Below are 16,903 nucleotides of genomic sequence, written 5' to 3'. Positions count from 1 at the left end.
TATCCTTAATTTTGTGTATCAGTTGGATTTGTTGTTTGTAAATTAAATCAAGCATCTAAAACAAGTTTTAATGTTACTATTTGTGCTTTTTTAATTTGTGTCTTTGCATCATCTCCAAACATTTTTTTAGAAATAAGTTGTTTATATTTTTCGATAATATTTTTGTCAAATGTTTCTTTAAAATTGAATGATTTTTGAGCTTGCGAAGGTTTATTTAAAATAATTTTAACGTTTGAATTTTCACTCTTCATTGTTTCAATAGCAATTGCCAGTTCATTCAACTTGTTTGCTAAGTGCAATTTTGTATTATTATCTGACTCGATAAAGTTTCTATCAATTAATTTATAAGATAGTTTGTCAGAAATTGTAGTTTGTACAGCAGCGTTTACAAATTCATTTGTGACGTTTGTTGCGCTATTATAAACAGATCTTAACGCTTCTTGTTCATCTTGGTTTGAGTCTTTAAAATTAATAGTTATTGTTTTATTTTCATTGTCTTTAATTATTTGTGCTTGTGAAAGGTGTTTTGCAAATTCAACATAAACTGACAAGACTTTTTGTTTGTCAATTACACTTTCAAATTTAAGTGATTGGAACTCTTTAACAAAACCATTTTTGAATTCTTTAATTATTTCCGAAGAACCTTTATCAAAGATTTTCCCAAAATCTATTTGTCCGTTTTGATTTACATATTCATTATAGTCGTGTTGTTTGTTGTTTTCGTTTTGTTTTTTAGCTGCGGATTCAGAAATATTTTTTGATGCTTCATTAATAAATGCATCCATATTGATTTCATCTTTTAAGTTGTATAAAGCTCTAAAAAACGGATAGTAGTCTGCAGGTAGCGCAATTTTGTTGTGAGATATTGCTGAAAGTACACTTGCATTTGCTTTTACAATTGAATTTTTGTTTGTAAAAAATCCTGCGGATGCAATAAAGCCTACTGAAATTGGAACAATTGCAATCGGCGCAACTAAAGCACCGCCCAATCTTATTAAACCAACCCTTTTGCCTCTTGCTTTTAGTTTTTTAAGTCTTAAACGTGTAACAAATACAAGAACGTTAGCGAGAATAATAGCTAAAATATGAAATGCAGTAAGTATTAATATAAATACTAAGCATGCTACAAATGGTCAGAAGTCATTTTTATCAAAATATTTTACATCAGGAACATGTTTAAAGCCATTTATTGCCGCTGTTATTCCAATTGCGGCAAATAATCCTACAAAATCAAATATCATTAAAAATAATGCATATCAAAAGCCTCTAAAAATTCCTTTTAATAAAGCAATCAATAAAAATAATGTCAATACAGAACCAATTATTATGTGTCAAATAATTGGATTTTGCATTGCGGTTTGCATTTTATTCATAAACTCTAGCAATGTTTCACTATTAAAATTTTTCATAAAAAAATGATACATTATTTTTAATATGTGCGAAATTTAAATATAAAAAATAAAGCGGCAAATTTTACCGATTCAATTGAAAAAATATTCATATTAGTAAATTTAATCAATAAGACGAGAGTTATTCAATTTCTTAAATGGATTTGATTTATCAATATTGTCAATAAATAGTTTGCCTTGTAGATGGTCTAATTCATGTTGTGCAACAATTGCTAAATAACCTGTTAAATCTTTGGTGACATACTTTTTCTCAAGAAATGAATATGCTTCAAAAACAATACGATTAGCTCTGTAGACTAAACCAGATTGTGATTTTATATTTGAACCGACACTTAAGCAACCTTCTCCCTCAGCTAATGCAACTTTGAAATCAGATTTTGCAATAATTTTTGGATTTATAAAAACATCTTTAATTGGTTTTTGGCCTGGCTCAATCAAGTTTGAGTTTTCATCGCTAAAATTAATATAAAACATGTTTTTAAGAATCCCATACTGAACAGCGGCAACTCCAACCCCAGGTTGATAAAGAGTGCCATCTTGTTGGCTATCATCAATATGATAAATCATAGCATTTGCTAAATCAATATCTTCTTGAAGCATTGGTATTGGAATATCCTTTGATTTTTCTCTAAGAACTTTATTTGGTAGTTGCTTAATTTTGTACTGTTTTACATCTAATTTATATTTCATATAATATTTATGATACCATAAATAAAATATGTTTGCGAGGTAATATGCTTAGAATCATTTCAGGTAAATATCGAAGATTATTAATCAATAGACCGCCAAGAGAAATAACAAGACCAACCAAGGGTAATATCCGAGAATCAATAATAAATTCACTGCGGTTTGAATTGGAAAATAAGAATGTTCTTGATTTATTTGCGGGTTCAGGTGCGTTAGGCATTGAAATGCTAAGTAATGGCGCATCTCATTGTGTTTTTATTGAAAAAAATCACAGTGTTTTTAACATTCTAAGACAAAATATTGAATCTTTAAAAATAGAGAATTCAAATGCATACAAAAGTGATGCAGTTACCTATTTATCAAATGTAAGCGATACAAAATTTGATTTTATTTTAATTGACCCGCCATATAAACAATATGATCTTGTCACGCAAGTATTAAATTTAATTATCGAAAAAAATTTATTGAATAATTCAGGAAAAATAGTTGTTGAAACTGATGATATCAACCAAATAAATTTACCAAATGAATTCAAAAACATTCAAATTCGTAAATTTGGTAAAGTAAACATTATATATTTAAGTAAATAAAAAAAGCCAGCAAACACGACACTTATTGATGTGGCTGCTGTGTTCCCACCCTGACCAGGTTACAATGTTATCGTTTCACTGACATTATTATTATAATATAAAAAATGTTAAATATAATATAATTAAATTATGAGAAGTTTTTCATATAAAGATATTTCAAGATTAGCGAAAGTATCAATTAGTACTGTAAGTAGATATTACAATAATGGGTATGTAAGTAAAAGAACACGTGAAAAAATTGAAAAAGTTGTAAAAGACCATGACTATTACCCAAACAATGGTGCTAGATTGATTAAAGGAAGATCAAGATCTATTTTTACAATATTACCTGATTTTTATGAAGGTTCTTTTAACCATATTGTTACTGGCATTGAGCATGCTGCAAAATTGCACAATAAAAAAGTGTTTATTACACATACTTCAGTTGAACAAGACCAATATATTGAAACAATTAAATATTGCTTGGCTTGAAAACCTAGTGCAATGGTTTTCTTTTTACCTAAAATTGACAATGAAAAAATCATTCATTTTATTAAACACCATGTTTCAGAATCAATTCCAATCATCTATGGAGAACAAGCAGAATCGATCAACTGAATCGATGTGGATGTTGAAAATTCATTCTATTCTGTAACCAAAAGTTTCTCAGAATATATAGAAGAAAACCAAAAAATTGTTTATGCAGATGATTCAAAATTATCGCCACGTCAAAAGCAACTACGTTACTGAGGATTCAAAAAAGCCTGTGATAAATTAAATATTGAATACGAAAGATACGAAGTTAACAATAAGAACAATCAAGAAGTTCAAAAATTCCAAAAATATCTTCAAGACAAAGACTTGGTTAATGTTGTTTGTTCAACACATGAAACATTTATAAACTTAGTTTCATCAAATGACACTCAATTACGTTTAACTGATATTGGAACTCAATCAATTTATGATACTCAAAAGAAATATAAAGCCAAAATTTTTATTGATTATCATAAAATTGGTGAACAAATTGAAAAAACAGTTCATGAGATAAGTCAGAAAAAAGAATCAGAAACTTATGATAAAAATAATAAGCAATATTCACAAATTATTTTTAGACCATCAATACTTACTCAAAAATAGGGAACGCTCCCTATTTTATTTATAATTTTTCAATACTTTTTGCAAATAGCGATCATTGTCGCGCTTTTTAATTTGTTCTCGCTTATCTGCTTTATTCATTGAAGTTACAAGTGCAATTTCAATTTTAATTCTTGATGCGTTATTAAAATAAATTTTTGTTGGCAATATTGTTGAATTACCAAAACGTTCTTTTTTCGATTGAAGACGTAAAATTTCATTTTTATGCATTAATAATTTACGCTCACGAGTTTCATCACATTTAACTAACATAAATTGTTTGAATGTTGCATTATTTAGTCATATTTCATTGTTTTTAAAAAAACAATAAGCATTAGTTAGTTGAACCGTCCCAGCACGAGCTGATTTGACCTCTCAGCCCTCAAGAACCAAGCCAGCTTCATAAGTTTCTTCAATTTTATAACCGTGTAAACCTTTTCGATTGTCGCTTATTATTTTCATATTTTAATTATAGCAATCAACATTGTTTTCTATTGAAAAAGTTGATAAATAAAAAACGAGAGACTCGTTTTAGTTAACGTGTTTTAAAACATCTTGTTTTAATTCATTGTAAGGTTTGTAGCCAATCATTTTTTGAAGTACTTCGCCATCCTTCATAATAAATCATGTAGGTAGGTTTGTAATTCCGAATTCGCCTGAAAGTTTCATGTTTTGGTCAACATCAACACGAAATACAGGGATGCCATCTTTGTTTGCTAATTCTTCACTTGATTCTTTAAACATTCTGCATGGAGGACATCATACAGCATGGAAAACTAGTAAATAAACGCCTTTTTGGTTTGGTTTAATTTCATCATATCAAATTGCTTGTGTAATATCTTTCATATTTTGTCCTTTCGATATTTACTATTTATGAACTTATTTTAAAACAAAAAAACAAATTATGAATAAAAAAATAGTTAAATTTTATGTTTTTTTAAAAAATGCGATTTTAAAACTAAAATACAATTTTTTATTTTTTTATTAATAATGATTAGTTTTTAAAAGAAAAATAAGGAATAAAAATCCCTTATTTCGATTATAAATCAATATTTTTAACATATTTAGCATTTGACTCAATGAATTCACGTCTTGGAAATACTTCATCACCCATTAGAGTTGTAAAAATTCAATCCGCTTGTGCTGCGTCGCTAACTTGAACTTGTAGCATCTTGCGGTTGTCAGGGTCCATAGTTGTTTCTCATAATTGTTCAGCATCCATTTCCCCAAGACCTTTGTAACGTTGAACTGTTATTTTTTGACCATTAGACATCTCGCTCATGACAATTTCTTTTTCAGAATCTGTATAAGCATACTTGATTGTTTTACCTTGTTGCAATCTGTACAATGGTGGCTGTGCAATGTAAACAAATCCATATTCAATTAAAGGTCTAAAATAACGATAGAAGAAGGTTAAAAGAAGTGTTCTAATGTGCGAACCATCGACATCGGCGTCAGTCATGATTACAATTTTATGATATCTTAACTTGTTAATATTGAATTCTTCGCCAACTCCTGTTCCAAGTGCAGAAATAATTGAAAGAATTTCTGCGTTTGAAAAAACTTTGGCAGGAGTATTTTTTTCAACATTAATTACTTTACCACGCAATGGTAAAATTGCTTGTGTTTCTCGGTTTCTACCGTTTTTAGCAGAACCACCCGCAGAGTTACCCTCAACAATGTATAATTCACTAATTTCTGCATTTTTAGATGAGCAATCAGCCAACTTACCAGGTAATGAACCTGTATCAAAAACGGTTTTGCGACGCGCAGCATCCCTAGCAGCTTGTCCTGCTAAACGCGATTTGCGTGCATCAATTATTTTTTGAATCAATAATTTAGCTTCACTTGGATTTTCATTCATAAATCGTTCAAAAGCTTCGCTAAAAATTTTATTAACAGCAGCACGAGCATCCTTGTTACCAAGTTTACCTTTTGTTTGCCCTTCAAAAATTGGGTCAGTGTGCTTAATTGAAATAATTGCAACGATACCTTCTTTAACATCGTCTCTTGTAAATTTGTCTTCTTCTGATTTAACAAATGAATTTATAGTTGCATAATTATTAACAATCCGAACTAAAGCGTCATAAAATCCACTTTCGTGTGTTCCACCCTCAACTGTAATTATGTTGTTTGCGTAACTTACAACATTGCTTGTGATTTTTTCATTATATTGAACAGCAACTTCAACAGCAACTGCTGGCTGCTCACCATGTGCATATTCGCCTTCTGCATAAATAACTTCAGGGTGAATTAATTTTTGACCTTTATTTAATTCTTTAACATAGTCAACAATACCACCCTCAAAATGATATTCAACAATTGAATTTTCTCTTTCGTCTTCAACAGAAATTCTTAGCCCTCTATTCAAATATGCAATTTGTTTAGCATGGTCAACAACAACAGCACGTTCAAAAGGTAAATTGTCCATAATCGAATAATCTGGGTGAAAACGAACTTTTGTTCCAGTTTCACCAGGCGCGTCACCAATAACACTCAATGATTGAATAGTTTGCCCACCATTATTAAAGTGTGCATAGTGTAATTTTCCATTACGTTTAACTCAAACTTCAAAATCATCACTTAGTGCATTAACAACTGATGCACCAACACCATGAAGCCCCCCAGAAACTTTGTAGCTTTCTGAGTCGAATTTTCCACCAGCATGTAGCACAGTTAAGACAGTTTCAACAGTTGATAAACCAGTTTCAGGGTGTAAATCAGTTGGAATACCACGGCCATTATCCTCAATTTCAGCATAACCATCGGCAGTTAATTTAATTGAAACTTTATCGGCATAACCCGCCATACATTCATCAACTGAGTTATCAACGATTTCTCAAATTAAATGATGAAGTCCCCGCAAACCAGTTGAACCAATATACATACCTGGACGCACTCTAACGGCTTCTAAACCTTTTAAAACACGTATATTCGATGCACCATATTCTTTATTTTCCATTGCTGTCTCCTTATATATTAATATTTATAATTATATTGAATTTTTTATTTTTTGATATTTGCAAACTAAAATAATTTATAATATAAATGAAACGCCTCAAAGGCTGTGTTTTTTTACATTATTTAGAAAGGAGTATCATGCAAGAAAACAAAAATGATGAATTATTTAAAAAGCAAGATAAAAATAATTCATCTAATTTTACAAAAAATGAAGTTGTAAATAATGAAGTTCATTTAGATATTTTTACCCAAGAACCTGGCAAAAATGTTGCAAAAACAGTTTCAAGAGAAAATACAACATACCAGTACACAAAAATGTCAAACTTTGTACTAAAACTATCTAAATTTTATGCTCCTATGCCGATGTGAAAATTGTGTTTGATAACTTCTGGTTTTGCAATTTTATTCGGTATCATTGGTGTTTTTCTAGTTAAAAACCCTGGTATATATAACTTTGGAGCAGCTGCTTTTGGTCAAGCAGCTGCAAGAATCACAAACGTCCTTTTAAGAGAAAATAAAAATATAACTCCAGAAATATATAACGTAATTGACCACGCATTATTCTGAATTTTATACATTGTTTTATCAATTCCAATATTTATATTCGGATGAAAGAAAACAGGTAAAGTATTTACCCTATTGACTGTATTATTTTTAGTAGTTTCATCTCTAGTTTCATTTGCAATAGGTCAAATTCCAGGTTCTGGAAAATTGTATATCATTGGTAATTTTGAGCACAATAATATACCAAAAATTTTAAAAGACCATATTTCAAATGAGATTTGACATGGAAAATCTCAAATGTGGAGTTTGATTCCCCTAAATTGAAATGATGCAGGTAATGTTATTGCTCAAATGATTTTTGGTTTTGTGTATGGATTTTTATTAGCTTACTTCTTTGCAATTATCGCAATTATTGGCGGTTCAGCTGGTGTTACCGGAATTATTGGCGAATATATGTCAGTTGTTAAACACAAAAACTTCGGAACAATCAATGGAATAATAAACATAATTATTTTACTTATTGCTGTTGTTTTTGGTACTTACTTACCTGGTTCATTATTATTAGAAAGCATTACAAAAGGTATTGATGGCAATAGCGTAGAAGCTTGTAAACCATTTGTTGAAAAAATAAATGGTTGAAATGATTTAACTCAATATCAACAAGGTCAAATTTATGACACTTTAATTGGCATTAAAAATGTTGCTTGACAGCCATCAATGTACTTTTCTCCAAACTTTTTATCAACTGTAATTTCAAATGTTGTGTTTGTTGTTATGCTTAACAAATTATTCCCTAGATTTAAAGTTGTTCAATGTAAAGTTTACTCTCCACACATGAGTAAAATTAAGCAAGCAATTGTTGGCGATAAAAAAACAATCAACAACTTTACAGTTACAATTGGAGAAGGCGGATATTCTGGTTCAAGAACAAAAGTTCTTTCATCAATTACTTTGTACAAACAAATACCACGTTTAATTAAGAAAATAAGAGAAGTTGACGAAAACGCCTTAATTACAATTTCAAACGTTGCTTCATTAGATGGTAATTTATACATACCAAGTGGTAAATTTTAAAAGTGGTTAACCACTTTTTTTGTTTTGTCATTCGCTAATTTGCTTCATACAATATAATTAAATTATTAAATTGAGGTACTATGGATTACACAAATTTCGAACTAAAATTACGCCAAATATTAAATAAAGACAATGGCCCAAAATTGCTATTAAAAATGATTGAAGCTCCCTATCGTTATCAATCACAATATCAATTATTTGATGCTCTAACCAAGATGAACCAGTCGTTTTTAAGAACTCAAGAAAACAAATTTCACAAATTTATTATTGAATGTGCAGAATCTCTAATTACAAATAGTTTTGAGGAAAACGGAATTGAACACATTAAAACTAGCTTTAATTTAACTTTTATTGATAAATCAAAAGTTGATACAGAAACCAATTTGAGTGCGGAACAAATAATAGAACTAGCCGAGGAAGTGAAATTTAGATCTAATTTGGCATTCATTGACACACAAAGCAAAAAAATGTATATTGTTTTTGCTCGAAAACGCGACACATTTGATAAAAGTTCCCTTGCAAAATTACTTGAAAATATCACTAAAAGAAACAATGCACTTATAAATTCTTATCAAGACTATCAAATCAATTTTATTTACTGGTTTATAGATGAATTCTATACAAAAAATTTTGACGTATTCAATTCATTTTCAAAACAAAACGAATCAGAAAATAATAATATTATGTTTTTATATGGATCGCAATTTTTAGGTTTATTTAACTTGCAAAATGATTGAGATAATATTCAATCACACATGAAAAAATTCAAAAATAATTCAATACAAGATATTTATAAAATGCCAAACTTAAATAAAGACCCAGAAACTTTTGAATTTATGGTTGAAATGAGTGCTAAGAATTGAGAAAAATTAAGTTCAGATGAACCAGACATGATAAACCTAAGGAACATTGTATTTGATAATCAATCAGAATCCTGCAACTATATTAGGGCTATGCGCGAGCGTAATCAAAAACTATCAGATGAGTTTGGGGTTGAGTAATAATTATGAAGAGATTAGGGCTTAGATTAAATTCAAATATTGATTCAAAAACCGATATTTTTAAGATTGAAAAATATGTTGATTATTTAACTAAATGAATTGAATATACGGTTAAAAAAGCAAATTGTGAAGGTGTAGTAGTCGGTATAAGTGGGGGTATAGATTCTGCACTTGTTGCAGCACTTGCAAAAAAGGCATTCCCAAATAACACATTAGGCATAGTAATGCCAATTGATTCAATGAAATTTGACCTTAATGATATTGAAGCTTTATCAAAAAACTTAAATCTTGAACTTTTAACAATAGATTTAAAATCAACATTTGACGAATTGAATAGTAAAATGAATATTAATGATAAAATGGCGATAAGTAATATCAAACCAAGACTTAGAATGACTACACTTTATGCTATTGCACAAGAAAAAAAATATTTAGTTGCTGGAACTGACAATGAAGATGAATTATTTATTGGATATTTTACTAAACATGGCGATGGTGGAGTTGATTTTTTGCCAATTAGTAGATTACTTAAAAACGAGGTTAAGTTGTTAGCTAAACACCTTAATGTTCCTGAATCAATAATAAATAAAAAACCATCAGCAGGACTATGAGAAGGTCAAAGCGATGAAAATGAGCTAGGATTTACATATAATGATTTAGACAATTATTTAAATAATAATTTAGAATTAGTGGAAACTAATATAAAATTAAAAATTGAAAGATTGCATAAGAATTCTCAACATAAAAGAGATAAAGCATATAAACCAAAATCAATTGAACAATATTTTAAAAATAGAAAAGGAGACAAATAATGGCAGGACATTCACACGCAGCTAACATTATGCACAGAAAAGGCGCTCAAGATAGAGCTAGAGGAAAAATTTTTCAAAAGTTATTTAAAGAGATTTTTGTAGTTGCTTCTGGCGCTGGTGGCGCAGATCCTGATACAAACCCAGCTTTAAAACTTGCAATTTCTAAAGCAAAATCAAAAAATATGCCCAAAGCGAACATTGAAAGAGCGCTTGCAAAGGCAAAAGGCGAAGCTAAAGATGGAGCAACATTTACCGAAACATTATTTAATGCAACAATAACAGGTGGAGCAACATTCTTAATCAAAACACTTTCTGACAACATGAACAGAACAAAATCAAATATGGCAGCACACTTCAATCGCCAAAATGCTGTTTTAGGCAAAACTGGTCAAGTTCCTTTTCAATTTGATTTAAGAGGAATTCTTGAAATTTCAAAAGATTTAATTGATGAAGATACTCTAACATTAACTGCTTTAGATAATGGCGCAGAAGATATTGATGTAGATGAAAATTCTTATTTAATTTTTTGCGCTCCCGAGAATTTTGCAGCACTTAAAAATGCAATCGAATCTGGCTTAGGAATTAGTGAATTTTTACAATGTGAAGTGACATATATCCCAAATTCAACAGTTGAATTAGAAGCTGACAAAGTAAATAAAATAAAAGAATTCATAGCTAGACTTGAAGACGATGATGATGTTCAAGAGGTTTACCATAACATTGAATTAGAAGACTAAATCAACAGCCGTTGATTTTTCTTTTTTCAATTAAAAAACATTGAAAAAAGAAAAAATATTGTCTTTAATAATTAGACAAAATATACTAAATCATTTATTTATAATAAATATTAGTATTCCCTTGAAATATATTATTTACATGATTAATACATTTAATATGAATTTAAAATTCATTTCGCAATTTTTAATATTTTAAGATTAATATAGGAAAAACAATTTATCTTTATATTTTATGGAGAATTATTTTTTAAAAAATGATTAGTAAATCATATTTCTAATTTGATATTATTTATATAACTAATAATTTAAATCTTATTATTAAATACAGGGTTCGGAGGGTGTGTGTTTATTTCTTATGAAGATTTTCTAAATAAATTAGAAAATAAATTAAAACATGTAAATGAGGAATATAAGAAGGTTGTTGGCTCAATAATTAAGTATCCGCATAGATACACGGGTCTGTTTCGATTGAGCAACATTAAAACCAAATTAATTCAAAACATAACACAAAGTAGAGAAATACGATTTGGCGATTTCCTAGAAGAAATAATCACTGAGTATTTATCAAAAAAATTTAAACTTTTAGATAAGAGTATAAAAAATATTAATGGGGAAACTTTTAAAATAGATCATTTTTTTAGATGCAATGATACCTTGTACGTTGTTGAACAAAAAATTAGGGATGATCACGATAGCAGCAAAAAAGTTGGGCAATTTATTAATTTTGTAAAAAAATATGAAACAGTTAAAGAATTATATCCTGAAAATAATGTCAAAGGAGTATTGTGATTTATTGACGATAATTTTACGAAAAATAAAAAATATTATTCAACAGAAATACAAAAATACTTCAAAAATAACGAAGATATAAAGTTATTCTATGGCGCCACCTTTTTTGATTGGTTAGATATAACCAACATGTGGCAAGAAATAAGATCACACTTATTACGATATAAAATAGAAAATGCAAATTTTGATTTTGAAATTCCTGATTTTGATAAATCAGACAAAATTCTTGACTTACTTGTCAAACTGCCTGATTGTGAATGAGATAAACTTTATTACAATAGCGATGAAGTATATGATAATTTAAGAAAAGAATTATTTCCAACTGGGTCAAATCTAGAGCGTGCCAAAAGAAAAAGAAATAAAAAACTATAAGGAGTATAAATTGAAAACAAATTTAATAATAAATGGGGATTGTATTGCTGAATTAAATAAAATTCCAGAAGAAAGTATTGATTTAATCTTTGCCGACCCTCCTTATTGGATGAGAACAACAGGAACTCTTTTGCGTGTTGAAGGTACAGAATTTAAAGGCGTTAATGATGAGTGAGATAAATTTGCGTCAAACGAGGATTATTACCAATTCACAAGAAAATGACTTGAGGCATGCTATAGAGTTTTAAAAAAGAACGGTTCTTTTTGGGTTATAGGGGGTATGCAATGTATTTACACAATTGGCGCAATAATGCAAGATATTGGCTTTTGATTTTTAAATGATGTAATTTGGCACAAAACAAATCCAACCCCCAATTTCAAAGGAACAAGACTTACAAATAGCCATGAAACATTAATTTGGGCTACAAAAAGTGAAAAATCTAAATACACTTTTAATTACAAAACAGCAAAAGAGCTTAATATTAATGTCAAAGATTTCGACAAAGGCGACCGTAAACAATTAGGCTCTGTATGACATTTTTCAGTTGCAAGCGGAAATGAAAGAGTTAAAGACCGTGAAGGAAATAAACTTCACAATACTCAAAAACCAGAGGAATTACTATACAGAATAATAAACATTTCCTCAAATATTGGTGATATTGTTTTGGACCCATTTGGGGGCACAATGACTACGGGCAAAGTAGCAAAAATGACAGGCCGAAACTATATAATGATTGAAAAAGATCCTAAATATTGCTACTACGGACAAAAAAGAATTGATGAAACTCTAATTCAAATTGGCAATATTGAAAAAGCAGTATATGATAAAAAACCACCAAAAACAACATTAAAAGAGATGATTAACGCCAAATATTTTATTGTCAATGAATATTTATATTTTAAAGATGATGAAAAAGGCGAGGTAATGCTGAATAAAGATGGTAAAGTTATACTTAATAATGGCGAAATAACTGACATTCATAGTGCTGCTGCAAAAATATCAAATAAAAATGCTAATAGACTGAATGGATTTGACTATTGGTTTGTTATTAGAGATAATCAAAAAGTATCAATCAAAGAAATTAGAGAAAACTATCGAAGAGATGTTTTAGGTTTTGAATAAAATTAAGAAAATTTTGCAAAATGTGTCAACATTCCGTTGACATTTTTTATGTTGTTTATAAACTTAGATGGTAGCGTTTAATATAGACACGCAGTCTCAAATTTTGCATTATTTTGGTATAATACAAAATATTTATAGGAGGTCTTATGTTGGAAGTTCAAAACTTATGTAAAGTATTTAGTGATAAAAAACTTTTTGAAAATGTAAATTTAAAATTCACTGAAGGTAATACTTATGGAATTATTGGGGCTAATGGTGCTGGAAAATCAACATTTTTAAAAATTTTAGCAGGGGAAATTGAAGCTACAAGTGGCCAAATTATTATTGAAAAAAATAGACGTTTAAGCGTTTTAAGTCAAGACCACAATACATTTGATGACCTTATTGTTACCGAGGTTGTGGTAATGGGCAACACAGATTTATACAAAATTAAAGCAGAAAAAGATGCTATTTATGCAAACCCAGACGCAACAATGGAAGACTACACTCGTGCTGGCGAACTTGAAGAAAAATTTGGTGAACTTGGTGGATGAACAGCCGAAAATGATGCTCAAGAACTTTTATCTGGACTACAAATACCAAAAGACAAATGAGATTTACCAATGAATCAATTGACAGCCAATCAAAAAATTAAGGTTCTTTTGGCAAAAGCTTTGTTTGGAAATCCTGACATTTTAATCATGGACGAGCCAACAAACCACTTAGACTTGCGCTCAATTAAATGATTAGAGAATTTTTTAGCAGACTACCAAAATGTTGTTATTGTAGTTAGCCACGATAGTGACTTTTTAGACAATATTTGTACTCACATTGTTGATATTGATTATAATGAAGCTAAAATTTATACCGGAAACTATACTTTCTGAAAAGAATCTAGCCAACTTGCTCTTGAACTTATGAAGCAATCTAACGCTAAAAAAGAAGTGCAAATTGAAAAACTAAAACAATTTATTGCTCGTTTTAGTGCCAACGCCTCAAAATCAAGACAAGCAACTTCGCGTAAAAAATCTCTTGAAAAAATAACTCTAGATGAAATTAAACCTTCGAACCGTAAATACCCATACATTAATTGAGATATTAACAGAGAACCTGGCAAAGATATCATTGAAGTAGAAGGTTTAACATATGAAGAAAACGGGAAAATAATGTTCCAAAATGTATCATTTTCCCTATCAAAAGGCGAAAAAATGGTTCTTATCGGTGAGGATGACATTGCCAAAACTAGATTTTTAGAATGTTTGCTTGGGTTAAAACAGCCAACTTCTGGAACCGTAAAATGAGGCCAAACAATCAAACACACTTACTATCCAAATGATAATAAAAAATACTTTACAGAAGATTTAACAATTCTTGAATGAATTTCAAAATGACCATTAGAAAATTCAACCGAAGAAACTAGAGATGTTTCTGATCAAAGAATGCGTGGTTTTTTAGGTAGAATGTTATTTTCAAATGATTCAGTATTCAAAAAAGTAGCGGTTACTTCGGGTGGAGAAAAAGCAAGATTAATGTTTTCAAGAATGATGCTTTTAGAGGCAAACTTTTTAGTTTTAGACCAACCTTTAGACCACTTAGATGCTGAAAGTATTGACTCACTAATTTCAGGTCTAAAATCATATAGAGGCGGAGCGATTTTTACAACTTATAACCGTGCGCTAGTAAATCAAGTAGCTAATGTAATTCTAGAAATTGCACCAGATAAAAGTTTTATCTACCATGGCACTCTTGATGAATATGAAAAAATTATGAATTATTAATTGCAAAAAAACATGGGCTAAACTCCCATGTTTTTTTGAACCACATAGTTAAAATTCTTTTTCAAGGCATATTCTTTCACTAATTTGTTTTCATAAGGAACAACTAATGTAATTTTTTGACTTAAATTATTGAATGCATATTCCGCGATTTTTTCAATACTTTTTGGTATATAAACAGTTTTTAGACCACTCAATCCATTAAATGTAAAGTCAACTAACTCTGTTATCCCTTCTTCTAAAACTACTTCCCTTAAGTTTGGTTTCGATGAAAATTCATTACCGTTAAATTTAACATTATGATGAACAATAACTTTTGATTTACCACCTTGAACAGTTATTAATTTTGAAAAATCGTTATTGTAAAGAACACCTTTATAAGAAGCAAACCAATAATTACCGGGTTCCACTATTATTTTTTCTAACATTGGTGCAGAGAATGAATTTTTGCCATCAACAATATTGCTTAATTCTTTTGGCAAAATTAAACTTTTAACCGGATTAGACATTGGCGTAGAGATTAATTTTGAATAGTCTTTTGTATATAAAATTCCGTCTTTCGCTGTAAAATGTTTATTTTCGTCAGACACTGTATAGGTTTGTAAAAACTTTGGTGCAATTTCAAAATCAATTTTTTCGATGTTCTTGCCAATATGTAAATGAGTCATATTTTTATTTGAATAAACATTGATGCTTATTGACTTAACTGGCATATTTTTGACATTTGCTGGAATTTCTAACTTGCTTTGGTTATTATCACTAAGACCTAGTACAGATAAACCATGTCAATATTTGTATAGAATTTGTCCTTCTTTAAACGTAGTTTGCAATACTTCATCAGCTCGATGATCATTTGATATTTCTGAGCTTGATTTCATAAAGTAATTACTATTAACGATTCCTCAAGTTGCATCTGAGTGTACCCACTCAGATTTTTCTTCATTATAAAACATAACTCATTGATGAGCACCCGCAGATGATCATCCTGTAACCATAACACTTTTAACACCAATAACATCTAACATTGCTTTATATAATGAGCTAATCCCACCACAAACCGCAACCTTATGTATAAATACATCATATGGATTTATATATTGTTTTTGATTCCCGGTTGCATATTTTATGGTCGAAGTTATTCAATCATATATTCGCTTTATCTTATTAATTGTTGAACTTGTTTTTTCTTTTTCAATTAAATTTAATACGAATTGGGCAATTTCATTCATTTGTTTTGCTGAGTAACTATCATCTTTATAAACATTTAAATTTTTAGGGCCAACAATATTTAAAAAATTTTCAACTTGTAGATTTAATACAGTATTATTTTCATTTTTAGAATTTTGTTTATTATTTTTTAAACTATTTTTTATTGCATCTAATTCTGGATAATCAGGCTCATTTGTTTGATTTTTACCTTTTGAATTATTAGAATCTACGCTAGTTTCTGATTTGTAATATAAAGGTTTTACATCTTCAGCTTTTTTAAGTTTTGATGCTTCTTTTTTAATATTTTCTAAATCGTTTTTTAACTTGGTGTTTGACTCAATCAATTCTTTATATTGAGATTGAGTAAACGTACTATTTTGCTCTAAAAATGAATCAATTTGGTCAAATATAATTTCATATTTATATTTTGCATTTTCATTAACAAGTTCACTTTTTAGAGTTCTGATTTCATTAAAAAAGTTATTTCTTATTACTATTTCTTTTTTAAATTTTTCAATTTCTTGACTAGTTGGATCTTGTTTTTTACCTGAACCAAATTTTTGATTAGGATTGTTTTGGTCGTCGCTATTTTGCAAACTATTCCCAACCTTATCAGGCTCTTTTTTAGTGTTTTGGCAACTCATCGCAGAAATAATGCTTAATCCAGAAATTATTGTAGCCAAGGGTATAAATATTTTTGTTTTTTTCATATTATTTATTTTATAGAAATAAAATTAAAATCAATATTTTAAAAAATAAAAATCTCGA

The 16,903-nt window shown here is 29.2% G+C and carries 15 protein-coding genes and 1 other RNA gene; 9 read left to right on the top strand and 7 right to left on the bottom strand.

The features are described 5' to 3' along the window. Positions 1–5: 5 nt before the first annotated feature. Both EXC34_RS00770 and def read right to left on the bottom strand, forming a co-directional pair. Positions 6–1,409, bottom strand: a complete 1,404-nt coding sequence (locus EXC34_RS00770; RefSeq protein WP_129687499.1) for a hypothetical protein — start codon at positions 1,407–1,409, stop codon at positions 6–8. 102 nt (positions 1,410–1,511) lie between these two features. Next, entirely contained in the window at positions 1,512–2,099 is a 588-nt protein-coding gene (gene def / locus EXC34_RS00765) for a peptide deformylase (RefSeq protein ID WP_129687498.1), read from the bottom strand. 44 nt (positions 2,100–2,143) lie between these two features. On the opposite strand from def, the gene rsmD reads away from it, so the two are divergent. After that, entirely contained in the window at positions 2,144–2,686 is a 543-nt protein-coding gene (rsmD, locus tag EXC34_RS00760; RefSeq protein WP_129687497.1) for a 16S rRNA (guanine(966)-N(2))-methyltransferase RsmD, read from the top strand. On the opposite strand, the gene ffs is transcribed toward rsmD, so the two are convergent. Further along, positions 2,680–2,776: signal recognition particle sRNA small type (gene ffs, locus EXC34_RS00755), an RNA gene on the bottom strand. The genes rsmD and ffs overlap by 7 nt on opposite strands. Before the next feature lie 39 nt (positions 2,777–2,815). Here ffs and EXC34_RS00750 point away from each other — a divergent pair. Then, the gene (locus EXC34_RS00750; protein ID WP_004420222.1) at positions 2,816–3,802 is read left to right on the top strand and encodes a LacI family DNA-binding transcriptional regulator; all 987 of its coding nucleotides are present in this window, start codon (positions 2,816–2,818) and stop codon (positions 3,800–3,802) included. Positions 3,803–3,817: 15 nt separating this feature from the next. Here the strand turns inward: EXC34_RS00750 and smpB are convergent, their stop codons facing one another. The 3 genes from smpB to gyrB form a co-directional block, all read right to left on the bottom strand. After that, positions 3,818–4,261, bottom strand: coding sequence for an SsrA-binding protein (gene smpB, locus EXC34_RS00745; RefSeq protein WP_004420225.1), 444 nt, complete (start codon positions 4,259–4,261; stop codon positions 3,818–3,820). A gap of 69 nt (positions 4,262–4,330) precedes the next feature. Beyond that, positions 4,331–4,645 carry a thioredoxin family protein gene (locus EXC34_RS00740; protein WP_129687496.1) on the bottom strand — a complete coding sequence of 105 codons (315 nt, stop codon included), beginning with the start codon at positions 4,643–4,645 and terminating at the stop codon, positions 4,331–4,333. Between the two features lie 193 nt (positions 4,646–4,838). Beyond that, positions 4,839–6,761, bottom strand: coding sequence for a DNA topoisomerase (ATP-hydrolyzing) subunit B (gene gyrB / locus EXC34_RS00735; RefSeq protein WP_129687495.1), 1,923 nt, complete (start codon positions 6,759–6,761; stop codon positions 4,839–4,841). Between the two features lie 137 nt (positions 6,762–6,898). Between gyrB and EXC34_RS00730 the strand changes: the two genes are divergently transcribed. The 7 genes from EXC34_RS00730 to EXC34_RS00700 all read left to right on the top strand — a co-directional run bounded on the left by EXC34_RS00730 (position 6,899) and on the right by EXC34_RS00700 (position 14,929). Beyond that, positions 6,899–8,338: a DUF2179 domain-containing protein gene (locus EXC34_RS00730; RefSeq protein WP_129687494.1), complete on the top strand. Its 1,440-nt coding sequence runs from the start codon at positions 6,899–6,901 to the stop codon at positions 8,336–8,338. 80 nt (positions 8,339–8,418) lie between these two features. Continuing rightward, positions 8,419–9,339 carry an HpyAIV family type II restriction enzyme gene (locus tag EXC34_RS00725; RefSeq protein ID WP_129687493.1) on the top strand — a complete coding sequence of 307 codons (921 nt, stop codon included), beginning with the start codon at positions 8,419–8,421 and terminating at the stop codon, positions 9,337–9,339. A gap of 5 nt (positions 9,340–9,344) precedes the next feature. Beyond that, positions 9,345–10,151, top strand: a complete 807-nt coding sequence (nadE, locus tag EXC34_RS00720; protein ID WP_318025047.1) for an NAD(+) synthase — start codon at positions 9,345–9,347, stop codon at positions 10,149–10,151. After that, positions 10,151–10,888 (top strand): YebC/PmpR family DNA-binding transcriptional regulator, encoded by a 738-nt coding sequence (locus EXC34_RS00715; RefSeq protein WP_129687491.1) that lies wholly within the window; start codon positions 10,151–10,153, stop codon positions 10,886–10,888. Before nadE ends, EXC34_RS00715 begins: the two co-directional genes overlap by 1 nt. A gap of 342 nt (positions 10,889–11,230) precedes the next feature. Continuing rightward, positions 11,231–12,049: an HpyAIV family type II restriction enzyme gene (locus EXC34_RS00710; protein WP_129687490.1), complete on the top strand. Its 819-nt coding sequence runs from the start codon at positions 11,231–11,233 to the stop codon at positions 12,047–12,049. 10 nt (positions 12,050–12,059) lie between these two features. Continuing rightward, entirely contained in the window at positions 12,060–13,172 is a 1,113-nt protein-coding gene (locus EXC34_RS00705) for a DNA-methyltransferase (RefSeq protein WP_129687489.1), read from the top strand. A gap of 146 nt (positions 13,173–13,318) precedes the next feature. Next, on the top strand, positions 13,319–14,929 hold the full coding sequence (locus EXC34_RS00700; protein ID WP_129687488.1) for an ABC-F family ATP-binding cassette domain-containing protein: 1,611 nt from the start codon (positions 13,319–13,321) through the stop codon (positions 14,927–14,929). Positions 14,930–14,946: 17 nt separating this feature from the next. Here the strand turns inward: EXC34_RS00700 and EXC34_RS00695 are convergent, their stop codons facing one another. Next, positions 14,947–16,845, bottom strand: a complete 1,899-nt coding sequence (locus EXC34_RS00695; RefSeq protein WP_129687487.1) for a transglutaminase domain-containing protein — start codon at positions 16,843–16,845, stop codon at positions 14,947–14,949. Positions 16,846–16,903: the final 58 nt, after the last annotated feature.

This window comes from Mycoplasmopsis bovigenitalium, from assembly GCF_900660525.1.
Taxonomy (GTDB): Bacteria; Bacillota_I; Bacilli_A; order Mycoplasmatales; family Metamycoplasmataceae; genus Mycoplasmopsis; species Mycoplasmopsis bovigenitalium.
The sequence above is the reverse complement of the archived record's forward strand: the minus strand, read 5'-3'. Positions and strand labels throughout refer to the sequence as shown.